Origin of the sequence: Coprococcus sp. AF16-22, from assembly GCF_003461545.1 — a bacterium.
Taxonomy (GTDB): domain Bacteria; phylum Bacillota; class Clostridia; order Lachnospirales; family Lachnospiraceae; genus Coprococcus; species Coprococcus aceti.
On record NZ_QTXH01000001.1, the window covers coordinates 457724 to 475047 of the forward strand.

At 47.0% G+C, this 17324-nt stretch carries 13 protein-coding genes and 2 tRNA genes; 1 reads left to right on the plus strand and 14 read right to left on the minus strand.

The genetic code is table 11. The features are described from left to right. Nucleotides 1-27 precede the first annotated feature (27 nt). The 7 genes from rbfA to DWW60_RS02040 form a co-directional block, all read right to left on the minus strand. Nucleotides 28-441, minus strand: a complete 414-nt coding sequence (rbfA, locus tag DWW60_RS02010) for a 30S ribosome-binding factor RbfA (protein ID WP_117874263.1) — start codon at nucleotides 439-441, stop codon at nucleotides 28-30. An 8-nt stretch (nucleotides 442-449) separates the two neighbouring features. Beyond that, a complete protein-coding gene (gene infB, locus DWW60_RS02015) occupies nucleotides 450-3335 on the minus strand; it encodes a translation initiation factor IF-2 (protein WP_055144669.1) in 2886 nt (961 codons plus the stop codon). Nucleotides 3336-3338: 3 nt separating this feature from the next. After that, nucleotides 3339-3668 (minus strand): L7Ae/L30e/S12e/Gadd45 family ribosomal protein, encoded by a 330-nt coding sequence (locus tag DWW60_RS02020; protein ID WP_082418050.1) that lies wholly within the window; start codon nucleotides 3666-3668, stop codon nucleotides 3339-3341. Continuing rightward, complete coding sequence (rnpM, locus tag DWW60_RS02025; RefSeq protein WP_055144672.1) at nucleotides 3652-3921, minus strand: RNase P modulator RnpM; 270 nt, start codon at nucleotides 3919-3921, stop codon at nucleotides 3652-3654. The genes DWW60_RS02020 and rnpM overlap by 17 nt, the downstream gene beginning before the upstream one ends. A gap of 49 nt (nucleotides 3922-3970) precedes the next feature. Continuing rightward, nucleotides 3971-5152, minus strand: coding sequence for a transcription termination factor NusA (nusA, locus tag DWW60_RS02030; protein WP_055144675.1), 1182 nt, complete (start codon nucleotides 5150-5152; stop codon nucleotides 3971-3973). A 12-nt stretch (nucleotides 5153-5164) separates the two neighbouring features. Continuing rightward, a complete protein-coding gene (gene rimP, locus DWW60_RS02035) occupies nucleotides 5165-5587 on the minus strand; it encodes a ribosome maturation factor RimP (protein WP_055144996.1) in 423 nt (140 codons plus the stop codon). Nucleotides 5588-5771: 184 nt separating this feature from the next. Continuing rightward, entirely contained in the window at nucleotides 5772-6410 is a 639-nt protein-coding gene (locus tag DWW60_RS02040) for a precorrin-2 dehydrogenase/sirohydrochlorin ferrochelatase family protein (RefSeq protein WP_055280010.1), read from the minus strand. A gap of 99 nt (nucleotides 6411-6509) precedes the next feature. Here DWW60_RS02040 and DWW60_RS02045 point away from each other — a divergent pair, with 99 nt between their 5' ends. Further along, a complete protein-coding gene (locus DWW60_RS02045) occupies nucleotides 6510-7742 on the plus strand; it encodes a peptidoglycan-binding domain-containing protein (protein WP_117874264.1) in 1233 nt (410 codons plus the stop codon). 66 nt (nucleotides 7743-7808) lie between these two features. Here the strand turns inward: DWW60_RS02045 and DWW60_RS02050 are convergent. From DWW60_RS02050 to DWW60_RS02080, 7 genes are all read right to left on the minus strand, one after another. Then, a tRNA-Glu gene (locus DWW60_RS02050) sits at nucleotides 7809-7880 on the minus strand. Between the two features lie 40 nt (nucleotides 7881-7920). Next, a tRNA-Glu gene (locus DWW60_RS02055) sits at nucleotides 7921-7992 on the minus strand. Nucleotides 7993-8122: 130 nt separating this feature from the next. Further along, entirely contained in the window at nucleotides 8123-13018 is a 4896-nt protein-coding gene (locus tag DWW60_RS02060; RefSeq protein ID WP_117874265.1) for a PolC-type DNA polymerase III, read from the minus strand. A 47-nt stretch (nucleotides 13019-13065) separates the two neighbouring features. Beyond that, nucleotides 13066-14115, minus strand: a complete 1050-nt coding sequence (gene ispG / locus DWW60_RS02065; RefSeq protein WP_022216771.1) for a flavodoxin-dependent (E)-4-hydroxy-3-methylbut-2-enyl-diphosphate synthase — start codon at nucleotides 14113-14115, stop codon at nucleotides 13066-13068. A 58-nt stretch (nucleotides 14116-14173) separates the two neighbouring features. Then, the gene (locus DWW60_RS02070; protein ID WP_117874266.1) at nucleotides 14174-15271 is read right to left on the minus strand and encodes a M50 family metallopeptidase; all 1098 of its coding nucleotides are present in this window, start codon (nucleotides 15269-15271) and stop codon (nucleotides 14174-14176) included. 1 nt (nucleotide 15272) lies between these two features. Then, entirely contained in the window at nucleotides 15273-16415 is a 1143-nt protein-coding gene (dxr, locus tag DWW60_RS02075; RefSeq protein WP_117874267.1) for a 1-deoxy-D-xylulose-5-phosphate reductoisomerase, read from the minus strand. 92 nt (nucleotides 16416-16507) lie between these two features. Next, nucleotides 16508-17305 carry a phosphatidate cytidylyltransferase gene (locus DWW60_RS02080; RefSeq protein ID WP_055224113.1) on the minus strand — a complete coding sequence of 266 codons (798 nt, stop codon included), beginning with the start codon at nucleotides 17303-17305 and terminating at the stop codon, nucleotides 16508-16510. Nucleotides 17306-17324 lie beyond the last annotated feature (19 nt).

Consider the following 17324-nt stretch of genomic DNA (forward strand, 5'->3'; position numbering starts at 1 on the left):
CCTCCTTTTAAATTCTCATATTATATCCTACTCTTCAAACTCATCTTCACTCTCTGAGTTTTCATCTGTACTCTCATCAGCATCGCCATGCTTTCCGAGAGCCTCATCTATCTTGTGGGACATACTGACACCATACTCTATGGACTGGTCCATGATAAATGTTATCTCCGGTGTATTGCGCAGATTTACAGAATGAGCAAGCTCTCTTCTGATATATCCCATTGCGCTGTTCAACCCTGCAAATGTGGAATCAACAGCATCCTTGTCACCCAGGACACTGATATATGCCTTACAGAACTTGAGATCAGGTGTGACAACCACATCAACGACCGAAGTCATAGGTGATATTCTTGGATCCTTGATCTCACGGCTGATGATCCTGCTGAGTTCTCTCTGGACCTCACCGTTGATCCTGTTATTCTTTACACTGTTTTTTCTCATATCTATTACTACTTTCTAGGCACCTCTACCATCTCGTATGCCTCTATCTGATCTTCCTCTGCAACGTCCTGGAAGTTCTCGAATACCATACCACACTCAAAGCCGGACTTAACTTCCTTGACATCATCCTTGAATCTCTTGAGTGAAGCAAGCTTTCCTTCAAATATAAGATTGCCCTCTCTGGTAATCCTTACGCTGCAGTTTCTGTTGATTGTTCCGTCGAGAACATATGAACCGGCAATGACACCGATACCAGAAGCCTTGTATGTCTGTCTGATCTCTGCGTGTCCGATGACCTTCTCCTCATATATAGGATCAAGCATACCCTTCATTGCTGAATCAATATCCTCTATTGCATTGTAAATGACTCTGTACAGACGAACATCTACCCCCTCGCTGTCAGCCATATCCTTTGCTCTCGCATCCGGTCTGATATTGAAACCGATTACGATGGCATTTGATGCTGATGCAAGAATTATATCTGACTCGTTGATAGCACCTACACCTGCATGTATGCACTTGATAACGACCTCGTCATTTGAGAGTTTTAAGAGACTCTGCTTAACGGCCTCAACTGAACCCTGTACATCTGCCTTGATGATGATCTTGAGCTCCTTGAGGTTGCCGGCCTGGATCTGGCTGTACAGATCGTCAAGTGACATTCTCTGCTTTGTATCTGCAAGAAGCTTCTCCTTACCCTGCGAGATATATGTCTCTGATATGGTTCTTGCTTCCTTCTCATTGTCAACTGCCATGAATATCTCGCCTGCATCAGGAACTGTGTTGAGACCCTGGATCTGTACAGGTGTTGATGGAAGAGCCTCTGTAACTCTCTCACCTCTTGAGTTGGTCATGGCACGTACCTTACCATGTGACGCTCCGACAGCGATGTAATCTCCAACATGGAGTGTTCCCTTCTGTACAAGCATTGTCGCAACAGGTCCACGTCCCTTGTCAAGCTCAGCCTCGATGACGATACCTCTTGCCTTTCTGTTAGGATTTGCCTTAAGTTCAAGCACATCCGCTGTGAGGAGGATCATCTCAAGGAGATTGTCAATACCTTCCTTAGTATGTGCAGATACAGGACAGAATATTGTTGAACCACCCCAATCCTCTGGGATAAGCTCATACTCTGTAAGCTCCTGCTTAACTCTCTCTATATTGGCACTTTCCTTATCGATCTTGTTGATCGCTACTATGATCTCAATCCCAGCAGCCTTTGCATGGTTGATAGCCTCGATAGTCTGTGGCATTACTCCATCATCGGCAGCTACAACAAGGATAGCGATATCTGTACTCTGTGCACCACGCATACGCATTGCTGTGAACGCCTCATGTCCAGGAGTATCAAGGAATGTTATAGTCTGGCCATTTACATCGACAACTGATGCACCGATGGCCTGTGTGATTCCACCAGCCTCACCTGATGTTACCTTTGTCTGTCTGATGGCATCCAGAAGTGATGTCTTACCATGATCAACATGACCCATAACGCAGACTACAGGAGGTCTTGAAACCATATCCTTCTCGTCCTCTTCATCCTCCTTAAGGAGCTCCTCGATCACATCAACTTTCTCCTCTTCCTCAGCTATGCAGTTGTACTCAAGTGCGATCTCTGAAGCCTCGTCAAATGGAAGCTCTGAGTTCACATTGACCATCTTACCTGCGAGGAACAGCTTCTTGATAAGTGCTGTTACAGGAGTCTTTACCGCATCAGCCAGCTCCTTGAGTGTTACAACCTCAGGAAGTGTGATGGTTCTGATTGCATCCGGATCCTCCTGTGGTGCCTGCTGCTTCTTCTGTGGCTTGTTCTTCACATTCTTCGCAAGTCTGCTGATATCAGCCTCGACCTCCTCAGGTGATCTTCTGTTGCCCTTACGTGGCTTGTTCTTATCTCTGTTGTAGTTATCTCTGTTCTGGCTCTTTAAATCCTTACCCGGCATCTCCTTCGCATCGAAGTCCTTGCGGTCTCTCTTGAATGGTGCTCTCTTCTGAGCTGGGCTGTCATCCTCGTCATCCTTGCCAAATGGCATATTGATACGGTTGCTGAAACGGTTGCCACCATCTCTGTTAAAGCCTCTTCCGCCCTGGTTTCTATCGCCATTGCCGAAGCGTCCGCCACCCTGGTTTCTGTCTCCGTCTCTGTTAAACCTTGGTCTGTCACCCTGGCCGTCCCTGTTAAATCTTGGTCTGTCACCCTGGTTTCTATCACCATCTCTGTTAAACCTTGGTCTGTCATTCTGGCCGTCTCTGTTAAATCTTGGTCTGTCACCCTGGTTTCTGTCACCATCTCTGTTAAACCTTGGTCTGTCGCCCTGACCGTCTCTGCCTACTCTTGGTCTGTCACTCTGATTTCTGTCGCCCTGGCCATCTCTGCCGAATCTTGGTCTGTCACCCTGATTTCTGTCGCCCTGGTTCCTGTCGTTGCTGAATCTGGCTCTGTCTGAACCGCCCTGTCTGTCGTTGTTAAATCTGACTCTGTTACCGTTGTTATTCATCTTGCCGCCGTTTCTGTCCTCCCTGGCAAATCTTACATGATTGCCAGAACCCTGTCTGGCTGCTGAATTGTCATTCCTTGAAGGATTCTGCTTCTGCGCGTCCGCCTTTGGCGCTGCAGCAGGCTTTGCTGTCTCAGGCTTTGGCTGCTCTGTCTTAGGCGCTGCCTTTGGAGCCTCCTGCTTTGGTGCTGCAGGCTTTGGGGTCTCAGCCTTTGGAGCCTCGGCCTTTGGCGCAGTCTTTGCTCCAAACTTAGCTTTAATTATTCCAACCATCGAATCGTCCAGATTGGACATATGACTCTTGATCTCTATTCCCTTTGCGCCAAGTGTATCTATGATATCTTTATTTGAAATGTTTAACTGTTTTGATAATTCGTGTACTCTGATTTTAGCCAAATGTTACACCTCCATGTTTTCATTTACATTCATGTACTTTATGATCTGATTTCCGAATCCCTCGTCAAGTATCGCAATGGATGTTCTCATCTCATTGCCACTGTACTTGCCAAGCTCATCCTTTGTCCCGTACTCATAATAAGGAATCCCATAATAATTACATTTCTGGTCGAAAAGTTTCTTCGTATTGTCAGAAGCGTCCTTTGCCACAATGACCACGTACGCGCTCTGATTCTTAACTGCTTTCTCTACTGAGAAATTGCCACTGCACAGCCTTCTGGCTCTGGCACACAGAGAAATTAACGAGTAGATCTTGTTATTCTTCAATGTCACGCAGCTCCTTGTCTAATTGTTCATACACCTCAGCAGGTATGCTGACCTTGAAAGCCTTCTCAAGTGCTTTGCTTCCAACCGCCTTCTTAAGGCACTCGGATTTCTTGCATATATAAGCGCCTCTTCCGTTGAGCTTGCCGGTTGCATCAACTGCGAACTGCCCGTCATTGCTTCGGACTATCCTTATCAGCTCACTCTTCGGCATCATCTCACGGCATCCAAGGCATTGCCTCAGAGGTACCTTCTTTGCCATCTCATCACTCCCTATTCTCTATCATGTGCCACTACATCAATGCAAATGATTACTCTTCGTCGTTTGTGTCTACTGTTTCATCTATGTCAAATGAAGCAGCATCGGCATCTTTATCTTCGCTTACTTCATCATAATATTCATCTTCGTTATAAGGATCAAAGTTCTCATCCTCTGGCTGCTCATCAAAGTAACCCATCTCCTCGGCCTTTGAATGGCTCTTAATATCGATCTTGTATCCTGTCAGCTTGGCTGCAAGGCGGGCATTCTGACCCTTCTTACCGATTGCAAGTGAAAGCTGTGTATCAGGTACTACGACAAATGCTGTCTTCTCATCAAGATCAACTGATACGTCCTCAACATCTGAAGGACTGAGCGCATTGTAAATAAACTCAGCAGGGTTCTCACTCCAAGGAATGATGTCGATCTTTTCACCGTTCAGATCTGCAACGACAGCATTTACTCTGTCACCATTGATTCCTACGCATGCTCCAACTGCATCGACGTTCTCATCGTTTGACCATACTGCGATCTTAGATCTTGATCCTGCCTCTCTGCAGAAGCTCTTGATCTCAACTGTTCCGTCTGCGATCTCTGTTACTTCCTTCTCAAAAAGTCTCTTGACGAGCTCTGGATGAGTTCTTGATACAGTGATCCTTGGTCCTCTGTTTGTCTTCTTGACCTCTGTGATATAAAGCTTTATTCTGTCGCCTCTCTCGTAGCTCTCTCCCTCGATCATCTCTGACGGCTTTAAGAGTGCCTCTGTCTTGTCATCAAGGCTCACATTCACGCTGTCTCCAACCTGTCTCTGAACGATTCCTGTTACGATATCCTTCTCCTTCATATGGAAGTGATCGTATATAGCTGCTCTCTCATTCTCATTGATAGCCTGAACGATGACATTTCTCGCACGCTGGGCTGCTATTCTTCCAAAGTTCTTAGTTGTGATCTCTATATTTACTGTATCACCTATCTCGTACTTGCTGCTTATCATCTTGGCCTGCTCCAGTGTTATCTGGCATGCAGGATTCTCAACTTCCTCAACAACCTCTTTGGCTGCATATACATGGCACTCACCAGTCTCTCTGTCCAGTGAAACTGTAATGTTCTCGTCTGTATTGAAATCCTTCTTGCAGGCTGTCTTGAGTGATCTCTCTATAGCCTCAAGCAGAACATCCTTGCTAATGTTTCTCTCCTTCTCAAGCTGATTCAATGCTTCAATGATCTCTGACACCTTTTTATCCTCCTAATATATAAATGCTAATCGTATCATGGAAATATCTTTTCTCGTTATCGTTATCTCTGTCTCATCCTCAAGCTCAATGGTGACTGTATTCTCATCATATGCCTTGAGCACACCCTCGAATTCCTTTGCACCATTCACCTTGGCAAATGTCTTGATCTCCACGACCTTACCTATGCTTCTCTTGAAATCCTTCTCTTTCTTCAGTGGTCTCGTAAGCCCCGGTGAGCTGACCTCCAGTATATAGGCATCTCCTATATAATCATCCTGGTCAAGCAGGTCTCCAAGTGCTCTGTTCACTATCTCGCAATCACCGATCGTGATGCCACCTTCCTTGTCCGCATACACTCTGAGGTAATAATCACTGCCTTCCTTGACGTACTCCACATCAACAAGCTCCAGATTGTTCGCCTCAATGATCGGCATCACAAGTGCCTCCGTCTTTGCTTCAATATCCGCTCTCTTCGTAAATACGACCACCTTTCTGTAAAATATTATCCCCACAACAATTGAGAGTGGGCCAAGGCCCACTCTCATGCTGTAATCTATAACAATCTCACTTATTGTATCATAATTATCAAATAATTCAAGTACAAATATTAACAAATATTTATGCGTTTCTTCTGGCTGCGTCCTCACGGTAATATTTGTCAAGCACCTTGTTCGCCTTCTTGTCGTCAAGAACGCATTTGTTGGACAGTGCAACCTTGACGAGTTCATCCAGTGCTTCCTCCCTAAGTGCCGTGCTCTTGATGTTGACATTTGCAAGCTCTGTGTACGCTCCCATCTTTCTTGTGAGCGTCTCGTACTCCTCTGGAAGCATCCTGTCTATCATATTCCTGATCTGCTTGGATACCGCCTGGCTGTTGCCGCCTGTTGTGACTCCCACCACAAGATCTCCGCGGACGATAACGCCTGGAAACAGGAAGCTGCTGAGCTCCTTGTTATCAGCCACATTTACCATGATGCCCCTGTCATTACAATATGTACCTATCTTGGCATTGATCTCCGGGCGCCTGGTTGCCGCCACAACAATGTCTGCATTCTGCAGTATGTCAAGTGCCACGTTGCTCTCATGTACATTTATTCCCTTTATCGCTTTTATATCATCGCACACCTTCGGCGCAATGACCGCTATCTTCGCTCCGAAATACAGCAGCGAATTGATCTTTCTAAGTGCTGCCTTACCTCCACCTACAACTATTACTTTCTTGCCCTCAAGATCGATGTACATTGGAAAGTATGCCATATCTTATCTCCTCCGAATATTCTATAAATCTAGTCATATACTTACTGTGAAAGCTGCTTAAAAAACTTTCACAGCAAATTATAAATGAGGAATTAAGAAATGGCAATTACAAATAACGTTGGTTCACTAAAAATTCAGATAACGAACAACAATTTCTTTCCCGTCGAGGGTGCTTCCGTATACATAAGCCCTACGGGAATACCCGATTCCACCTCAGAGGAATTTGTCACCGATGAAAATGGTATCGTCATCGACGAAGAGCTTCCCGCCCCCGATGTCGCCTACAGTCTGGAGCCTGGCGACAACCAGCCATACTCGGAATACAACGTGCTTGTGAACGCTCCCGGATACAACGAGCGCTTCATCTCCGGGGTTCAGATATTCTCCGGTGAGAACGGGATCCAGAACATAGAGCTGACGCCATCCGATGGAAGCGATACGAACCCTACCGTTCTCGACGCCCACACCCTCTGGGAGCAGTATCCACCCAAGATCGCCGAGGACATGATAAAACCGGTGAATCCATCAGGCGGCATAGTGTTGAGCCGCGTCGTTGTACCTGAGACCATAGTTGTCCATGACGGCGCCCCGGCGGACTCCACCGCCAGGGACTACTATGTTCCATATAAGGATTACATAAAGAATGTTGCCTGCAACGAGATATATTCCACCTGGCCTGATGCAGCCATCCGTGCAAATGTACTGGCGATACAGTCATTTACCCTTAATAGGGTCTATACCGAGTGGTACAGGGGAAAAGGATACGACTTTACTATCACGAGCAATACCGCGTTCGACCAGAAGTGGGTCTACAATGCAACCATATTTGAAAATGTCTCCCAGATCGTCGATGAGATGTTCGCCAACTATCTCTCAAAGCCCAACGTTACACAGCCACTATTCACCCAATATTGCGATGGCAAACGTGTATCCTGTCCGGGCTGGATGACCCAGTGGGGGTCAAAATCCCTGGCAGACGACGGTCTCACCGCCATCCAGATTCTCAGATACTATTACGGGGATACAATATACATCAACACCTCGGAGACCATATCCGGTATACCTTCATCATATCCGGGCTACGAGCTGACCATCGGCTCAAGCGGCGACAAGGTCTCCCAGCTCCAGAGGCAGCTCGCCAGGATCGCACTCAACTATCCCGCCATCGGTACCGTAACCGTCGACGGCGTATATGGTCAGGAAACCGCTGATGCTGTGAGAAAGTTCCAGCAGATATTCAATCTTCCGGTTACCGGAGTCACCGACTATAAAACGTGGTATAAAATTTCACAGATATATGTGGGAGTTACGAAGATTGCGGAGAATGTGTAGCACCGCTTCACACACTATGGCATGAAAACACAAAAAAGCTGAAATCTTAATGATTTCAGCTTTTAGCAGTTCGTAGGGGAATCGAACCCCTGTTTTCGCCGTGAGAGGGCGACGTCTTAGCCGCTTGACCAACGAACCATAAGTCTTGTTATTTAATTATTGAATCTTTCGATTCTAGCAGTTCGTAGGGGAATCGAACCCCTGTTTTCGCCGTGAGAGGGCGACGTCTTAGCCGCTTGACCAACGAACCATAAGTGCTTGTATCCTGCCGCTTCGCTTGCGACCTGTTTAATATAACAGAAACGAAAGCAGAATGCAAGCACTTTTTTTATAAAATTGCAAACTTTTTTCAGATTATTGACTTAATTTGTTCCGCCAGCCTACATAAAGTCAAACAGCGAAAGCTGATTTGTCTCCGGCATTCCGTCCAGGATGCCCAGCTCACTCATCTTCTCGATGGTTCCCTTGCCAATCTTGGCACGCTCATTTATCTCCTCTTTGGAGAGGAACGGTCCTTTCTGGGCGGCATCGTAGAGCTGCTGTGCAGCCTTCTCTCCCATTCCTTCTATGGATGCGAAGGATGGCATGATCTTGCCGTCTATTATCTGGAACCTGTCAGCCTTTGCCTTATATATATCTATTGGAACAAAGTCGTAGCCTCTTGCGTACATCTCGAGAACTATCTTCAGATCCTTGAGCTTGCCCTCGTCCTTGGCTGATCTCTTGTTCTTGTCCACCTTGCTTATCTCATTGATATGGAAGAGAACTCTCTCCTTGCCAAAGCACATCATCTCGTAGCTGAAATCATCAGCTCTGATACTGAAGAATGCTGTATAGTATTCAAGCGGATAATTGACCTTGAACCAGGCAATTCTCCACGCCATCATGACATAAGCCGCCGCATGGGCCTTTGGGAACATGTACTTAATCTTCTGGCATGACCATACGTACCAGTCCGGTACTCCGTGGGCAGCCATCTCCGCCTTCCAGTCATCCCATTTGTCACATTTGCCCTTGGCAACTATTCCCTTACGAACCTTCTCCATGATGTTGAAGGCAAGTCCGGCATCAAGTCCCATGTGTATCAGATAAACCATAATATCGTCACGACAACAAATGGCTGTCGATATGGTACACTTGCCCGACTTGATGAGCTCCTGCGCATTGCCCAGCCATACATCGGTTCCATGCGCCAGACCCGCTATTCGCACAAGATCTGAGAAACATGTCGGCTTGGCATCTATAAGCATCTGCATAGCAAAGTCCGTTCCGAACTCCGGCACACCCAGACTTCCAAGCGGTATTCCGTTGATGTCCTCCGGAGTGATCCCCAGCGACTTTGTGCTGTGGAACAGTTCCATGACATCCTTGTCATCAAGCCTTATCTTCGTGGCGTCAAGTCCCGTCAGATCCTCCAGACGTCTTATCATGGTAGGATCATCATGGCCGAGAATATCAAGCTTCAGCAGGTTATGATCGATTGAATGGTACTCAAAGTGCGATGTGATAATATCCGACGTCACATCATTTGCCGGGTGCTGTATAGGTGTAAATGAATATATCTCCTCATGTCTCGGAAGAACTATCATACCACCCGGATGCTGCCCCGTGGTTCTCCTGACACCGGTACATCCCAGGGCCAGACGCTCCATCTCACACCTTCTCTTTGTGACTGTTGCATTCTCCTCAGCGTACTTCTTCGCGGATTTCTCATCCATTCCGGATGCCTTGGCCTCCGCCATAAGCTCCTCTTTGGAGTGATCCTTGAAGTAATTATACACATAACCAAATGCTGTCTTTTCCGCAACACCACCTACGGTTCCCGCCTTGAATGCCTTGCCCTTGCCGAAGAGTACCTCGGTGTATGCATGTGCCTTCGACTGATACTCACCCGAGAAGTTCAGATCGATATCAGGCTCCTTGTCTCCGTTGAATCCAAGGAATGTCTCGAATGGTATATCGTGTCCTTCCTTTATAAGCGGTGTTCCACAATTCGGACAGTCTCTGTCCGGCATATCACATCCGCTCATTCCCGAATACGACTTTACAAGCTCTGAATCAAAATCCACAAAGTGGCATTTCGGACAGATATAGTGAGCCGACAGCGGATTTACCTCCGTGATACCGGCCATTGTTGCGACAAATGAAGATCCAACCGAACCTCGGGAACCAACCAGATATCCGTGGTCATTGGAATCCCACACAAGCTTCTGTGCGATGATGTACATAACCGCAAATCCATTTGAAATGATGGAGTGCAGCTCCCTGTCAAGTCTCTCCTGAACCTGAGGTGGCAGGTCTGGGCCATATATCTCATGTGCCTTGGTATAACATATATCCGTAAGTGTCTGATCCGAATTCTCGATGATAGGAGGCGCCTTGTCCGGTCTGACCGGCTCTATCCTCTCTATCATGTCCGCTATCATATTCGTGTTTGTGATGACGACCTCCTTGGCCTTGTCACTTCCAAGATACTGGAACTCTGCCAGCATCTCCTCCGTGGTACGGAAATACAGCGGTGGCTGCATATCAGCATCGTCAAAGCCCTTGCTCTTCATGATGATCGCCCTGTATATATAATCCTCAGGATCAAGGAAATGCACATCACAGGTTGCGACCACTGGCTTGTTGAACATCTCTCCGAGCTCCACGATCCTCTTGTTGTATCCGATCAGATCGTCCATGGTCTTTGGATTCCTTGTATCCCTCGTCATGAATTCATTGTTGCCAAGCGGCTGTATCTCAAGGTAGTCAAACCAGTTGACCAGTCTCACTATCTCCTCATCCGACGCATCATCAACTATGGCACGGAACAGCTCTCCCGCCTCACAGGCAGAGCCTATTATCAGACCCTCTCTGTATTTGTTGATGAGACTCATCGGCATACGCGGCCTTCGCGCAAAATATGTCAGATGAGACTCAGATATGAGCCTGTACAAATTGACTCTTCCTATCTCGTTCTTTGCCAGGATGATTCCGTGATATGTCTTATCCTTCTTGATCGCATCAGGTGAGGTGCTTCCAAGGACATTTAGATCATCCATGGTCTTAACATCTCTCTCCTTCAGCATGTCGAGCAGCTTGAAGAATACTTTCGCCGTGGCCTCCGCATCGTCTATGGCTCTGTGGTGATGCGCATTCACGACTTTGAGTTCCTTACACACTCTGTCCAGAGTAAATTTTCCGAGCTCCGGCAGCAGTATATGGCTGAGCGTCATGGTATCCAGAACCGTGTTGTCGAACTTAAGTCCAAGCTCCTCCGCATTCATTCTCACAAATCCCGTATCAAATGACGCATTGTGGGCAACCACGATATCGTCACCGCAGAACTCCACAAATCTCGGCACGATCACATCGAACATCGGCGCATCCTTTACCATATCATCATTGATGGATGTAAGCTGTTCTATCTGGTATGGGATAGGCACACCCGGATTTATAAATTCCGAGAATGTATCTACGACCTCTCCGTCCTTCACCTTGACCGCACCGATCTCTATGATCTTGTTGTGCTTCTTGGAAAGTCCCGTTGTCTCTATATCAAATACCACGTATTCCGAATCAAGGCTCTGATTCCTTGAGTTCTTGACCAGATCCTTCAGGTCATCGACAAAGTAACCCTCGACACCATATATGATCTTGAAATCTTTTCTGAGTCCCTTTGTATGGTTTGCTATAGGGAAAGCCTGAACAACACCGTGATCCGTGATCGCTATGGCAGGGTGTCCCCAGTCGCTGGCACGCTTCACGATGGTCTCTATATCGACCACGCTGTCCATCTCGCTCATCTTGGTATGCATGTGAAGCTCGACACGCTTCTCAGGATATGTATCCATACGAGGTACACGGAAGTCCTGAATGTGCTTCATACCGAGCACTCGGCATATCATAACCTCCTTGGCATACGAGTCGAACTCGGCAAGGCCCTTCATCCTATAGAACTTACCCTTCTGTATCTCCTCGCGGTAGACCTCCATATCCTCAGGACTGCAGAACATCTTGAAGCCTATGGTGTCTGTGAAATCTGTTATATATCCCGTCAGTATGATCTTGCCATTTCGGAGCTCTCTCTCCTCAGTGCTCATGATCTGTCCGTGGATGACGACCTCTCCGATACCATCGTTGATGCTGGATATCTCAAGCAGCTTGCCCTCCACATCTCTTCCTATGAACACCTCTGGATCATCTGAATATCTTCGCCTTCTTCCGAACTTCTCCTTTTCACCGCCATTTTTCTGGCCTGAATCGCCGCCGGAGGATGCAGGAGCAGCCTTCTTCTCATCAGGCTTGTGTCCCTCGCTCTTCTTATCTTCCTTCTTCGACACTCCGAGCTTATCCTTGTCCACGGCCTTTCCATCCACGATGATGTCGCCATGATCCCTGAGGTTGTTCAATATGGCATCTATCTTCTGCTGCTCAACAAGTGCACTGGCTCTCCTCAGCTTCTCCTTGTCCGCCTCACTGTACTCAAATGCAACATTGACATTCAGGTCAAATCTCTCCTGGAACATCTTCTCCATATACGCCTTTATTTTCTCAGCGTGTATATGCGCTATCTTACTGTCCTCTATAGCTATGGTTATCGCGTCTCCGTCACAGTACAGTTCTCCTATCGATCTGGATATAAGCCTGTAGCCCACATTGCTGAATGATCTTATATCGTAGAGTATGCTGTCCTGATATGCTTTGACTATTGCTTCGAGATTGTACTGTGTAGAAAGTGTATAGTGTTCCCGTATCTGGACCGTATACCTTTTATTGCCAAATACAAACTTACGGATACACTCCTCCGCCTTTTCTATATTCGGTCTGCTTATTATATGTCTCGATCTTATGTCAACCTGCAGGATATTTTTACTGTCATATATCGTGACTTTTGTCACATACACCTCGGTGAACAGACCTGCAAGCTCCTTAGTCATCTCCACTCCGGGGAACACCGTCATGAAGAGCTCCGCCTGCCCATTTCCGGCATCTGAAACCGCCGTTGCAGAGTCATCATTACTCTCATTTCCACTCACTGAGCCTTCCGGTGTATCAGCATCAGCCTCGCCCCCCTCGACCATATCGCCACCAGTGCCATCACTGACCACGTCTTCGTCCTCGGCATCCTCCTCCATATCATCTGCGATATGCCAGTCCGAGTCGTGAACATCCGCCTGGGTGTACGATGCGCTCTCCTGCTGCATATCAGCATACATCTGGCTCTCATACATCTCCTGTTCAGCCATCTGGGCTTCATAATCCATCTGAGTCTGCATCTCATCGGCATACATCTGATCTATATTCTCTTGTTCCAAAATACGATCTTCGTTGTTCAATCCTATTCACTCCAATTATCTAACTCGCGCTTCAGCGCCGGTATAAATTCATCCTCACTGAGTTTGCCAACTATCTCACCCTTTTTGATGAGCAGTCCGCAGCCCTTGCCTCCTGCAATACCAAGATCTGCCTCCTTGGCCTCTCCCGGGCCGTTCACCACACACCCCATAACTGCGACTTTAATATTGAGATGGTCATAGTCTGACACAAGCTTTTCAACCTTGTTTGCAAGTCCGATAAGGTCAATCTCAGTACGTCCACAGGTCGGACATGACACAAGCTCTACTCCACCCTTTCTGAGTCCAAGAGCCTTGAGAATAAGCTTTGCCGACAGGATCTCATCCACCGGATCTCCTGTCAGGGACACTCTTATCGTATCGCCTATTCCCTCATGGAGTATGATTCCAAGTCCCACCGATGATTTGATATTTCCTCTTGTGACGGTTCCTGACTCCGTGATTCCCACATGCAGAGGGTAATCTGTCTTGTCCGCGATGAGCTCATGGGCTCTCACGCACATCATAACATCAGACGACTTGATGCTTATGACTATGTTGTGATAGTCAAGCTCCTCGATCATGCGCACCTTGTCAAGAGCGCTCTCAACTATTCCCTCTGCGGTCACTCCGCCGTACTTCTCCACGAGATTCTTCTCCAGAGAACCACTGTTTACACCGACCCTTATAGGAATATTTCTCTTTCTGGCAGCCTCGACTACCTTTGCCAGCTTCTCCTGTCCTCCAATATTTCCCGGATTTATCCTGATCTTGTCCACACCATTTTCTATGGCCTTTATGGCAAGCCTGTAGTCAAAATGTATGTCGCCCACAAGCGGAATGTGGATCTGTTTCTTTATAGCCGGGATTGCATCTGCTGCAGCCTCATCGTTTATCGTACATCTGATTATGTCACATCCGGCCTTCTCAAGCTGGAGTATCTGTGCAACCGTAGCCTCCACATCGCTCGTCTTTGTGTTGGTCATGGACTGTATAAGTATCGGATTGCCTCCGCCTATAACCCTGTCACCTATATGGATCTCTCTTGTCTTCATATATACTCACAGCGCCAGTACATAAGCACTGGCGCCTTTCCTCCTTCTTTAATTGCCTTTAACTGAAAAATACATTCTTTATATCATTGAACAATATTACGACCATGAGGATCATGACCAGCACAAATCCCACAAATGTGACTATGTTTTCCTTGTCCTTCGGAACCTTCCTCCTGGTTATAAGCTCGATCAGCAGGAACAGGAAACGTCCTCCGTCAAGTCCCGGTATCGGAAGCATATTCATGATTCCAAGGTTGGCCGAGAGAAGCACTATATAGTTCATCCAGTTGAGGAGAACCGTAAGGACATCGACCTTTGCAGCCTCATTGAACGTATCGTTCATGGACTTTGCCACACCCACAGGGCCGGACACCTCATCTGAGCTGACCTGTCTGGTGACTATGAGCTTAAGGCTCAGGAACGTGGCCTTGACCCAGTATCTGACCTCATAGGCAGAATACTTCATCAGCTCGCCAAAATTCTGTGGCAAGACATAACCGCAGCTTACGATTCCCACCTTATAACCTGCACTTGTCTTCACCGGATATACAGTCGTATCGTACACCGTGCCATCCTTCTTCTGCATCTTGAGGTCTATAGGAGAACCGTCCCCGTATATCTCAAGATATATCTGAAGCTCCCTGAAGTTCTTGATCTTGCTTCCGCCGATCTCAAGGACGGTATCTCCATCCTCTATCCCGGCCTGCTCCGCAGGATAAACTCCATTGAACTCCTTGACAACATCCGCATACTCGCTTTCCTTCGCCATCTCGCTGTCGTACACCCTGCCGATAGTCGCAGGATCTGTACCACAGAAGTGGATTATGACCGCTGAAAAGATAAATGCTATAACTATGTTCATGAACGGACCGGCAAGAACCTCCGCCATACGCACCCATATGGACTTCTTCTCAAATGCGTTCTCGTCATCCTCATGACCTTCCTCGCCTTCGCTTAGCAGCATACAATAACCGCCCAGAGGTATGAGTCTCAGTGAATACTGTGTATCCTTCTTGGTAAACGAGAAGAGCTTTGGGCCAAGTCCCATGGAAAACTCAATTACCGATATATGATTGATCTTTGCGACAATAAAATGTCCAAGCTCATGAAAAAATATTATCACACCAAATACTAGAATTATGAGAATTATGTTCAATCTACCACCTGCTTTCTACAAAATCATATACCCAGCGCTCAGTGTCAAGTATCTGTGACACGTCAGGGTTTTCTATAACTGTATGACTCGCCATACACTCCTCTATTATCCTGTATATATCGAGGAAGCGTATCTTCCTGTCAAGGAATTTTGCCACTGCGCACTCATTTGCCGCATTGAATACAGTCGGCATTGAACCGCCATCTGCTATGGCAGAATACGCATACTTTAATCCCTTAAATGTATCCATGTCCGGCTTCTCAAGAAGAATCGAGTTCATAGTCCAGAAGTCCAGTCTGTCACCGGCCATGTATCTTCTCTCCGGATAACACAAAGCGTACTGTATCGGAAGCTTCATGTCCGGAGTTCCAAGCTGTGCTATGACTGCGCCATCCCTGTACTCAACCATCGAGTGGATTATGCTCTGTGGCTGGACTACCACCTGGATATTCTCCGGCTTCACATCAAAGAGCCACTTTGCCTCTATAACCTCAAGTCCCTTGTTGACCATGGTTGCTGAATCTATTGTTATCTTTCTTCCCATACTCCAGTTTGGATGCTTGAGCGCATCCTCCACCTGAACATTCTCAAGAAATGCGGTATCCTTTCCCCTGAAAGGCCCACCTGACGCTGTGAGCAGTATCTTCTCCACATCGCCGTGCACATTTCCCTGAAGGGACTGGAATATAGCGGAATGTTCGCTGTCAACAGGCAGTATCGCTACATTCTTCTCCGCCGCCAGCGGCATGATGATATGTCCCGCTGTCACCAGAGTCTCTTTATTGGCAAGTGCTATGTCCTTTCCCGCATTTATGGCTGCTATAGTCGGTCTTATTCCGATCATACCAACTATTGCCGTGACAAGGATGTCTGATGACGAAAGCTCTGCTATCTCTATCAATCCGTCCATGCCCGCAACAACTCTTATGTCAGTGTCCGCAAGGCACTCTCTGAGTCTCGCAGCATTCTCTTCGCTCCATATTCCCACAACCTCAGGCGAAAACTCCCTCGCCTGTTTTTCCAGGAGATCTATATTACTTCCGGCGGCAAGCGCCACTATATTCAGATCTTCCTGAACCCTAACTATCTCAAGGGTCTGTGTTCCAATTGAACCTGTAGAGCCAATTATCGCTACATTCTTCATGTTATCCTCCTGTATCCGGATTTACCGGATCATCTATCCGAATATAATAGGCAGTATCCAGTGAACCCACTGGGCACTGCCCATCATGTATCCTACAGCAGATATACAAGCAGATAATAAATTATCGGTGCTGTAAATATTATGCTGTCAAATCTGTCCAATATTCCTCCGTGACCCGGAATCAGCTTTCCGTAGTCCTTGATGTCGTTATTTCTCTTTATCGCAGATGCTGCCAGATCTCCAATAACCGCCGGAAGTGCACCGACAGCGCCGACAACTGCAAAAAGTAATGGCGCATAGTTCATGGTGTCTACATACTTATCAAACAGTATGCCAAACACTGCTCCGAATACACCTGCTCCAACGATACCGCCGATAAGACCCTCTATGCTCTTCTTAGGGCTGAGCACAGGTGCCATCTTGTGCTTTCCGAGGGCTCTTCCCACGAAGTAAGCACATGTATCATTTATCCATGAGCTGACAAATATCAGCAGGACAAGTACCAGTCCATGCTCCATGTTTCTTATGAGATATACAAATGACAGCATGACACTTACATAGAAGAAATCCATAAATGCCGCCATGATCTGTTTATCGCTGTATGTTGGGAATGTCAGCACATACACAGCAAGCATAACCAATAAATATACGACCATCATAGGAACAATAATGTCCATACGATCCAGGTATATGGCTATATAATACAGAACTGTCGCCAGGTAACACACGATTCCCGGAGTCTTCTTGTTCACTCCGTATACTCTGAGCAGCTCCATATTGCCCACAAGGGATACCAGAGCCATAAGGCCGCATGTTACTATCCCTCCAAAATATAATGTGATGGCCAGTATCACTACCAGAACCGCACCACTTATCACTCTCTGTTTCATTAACTAATATCCTCCGGAT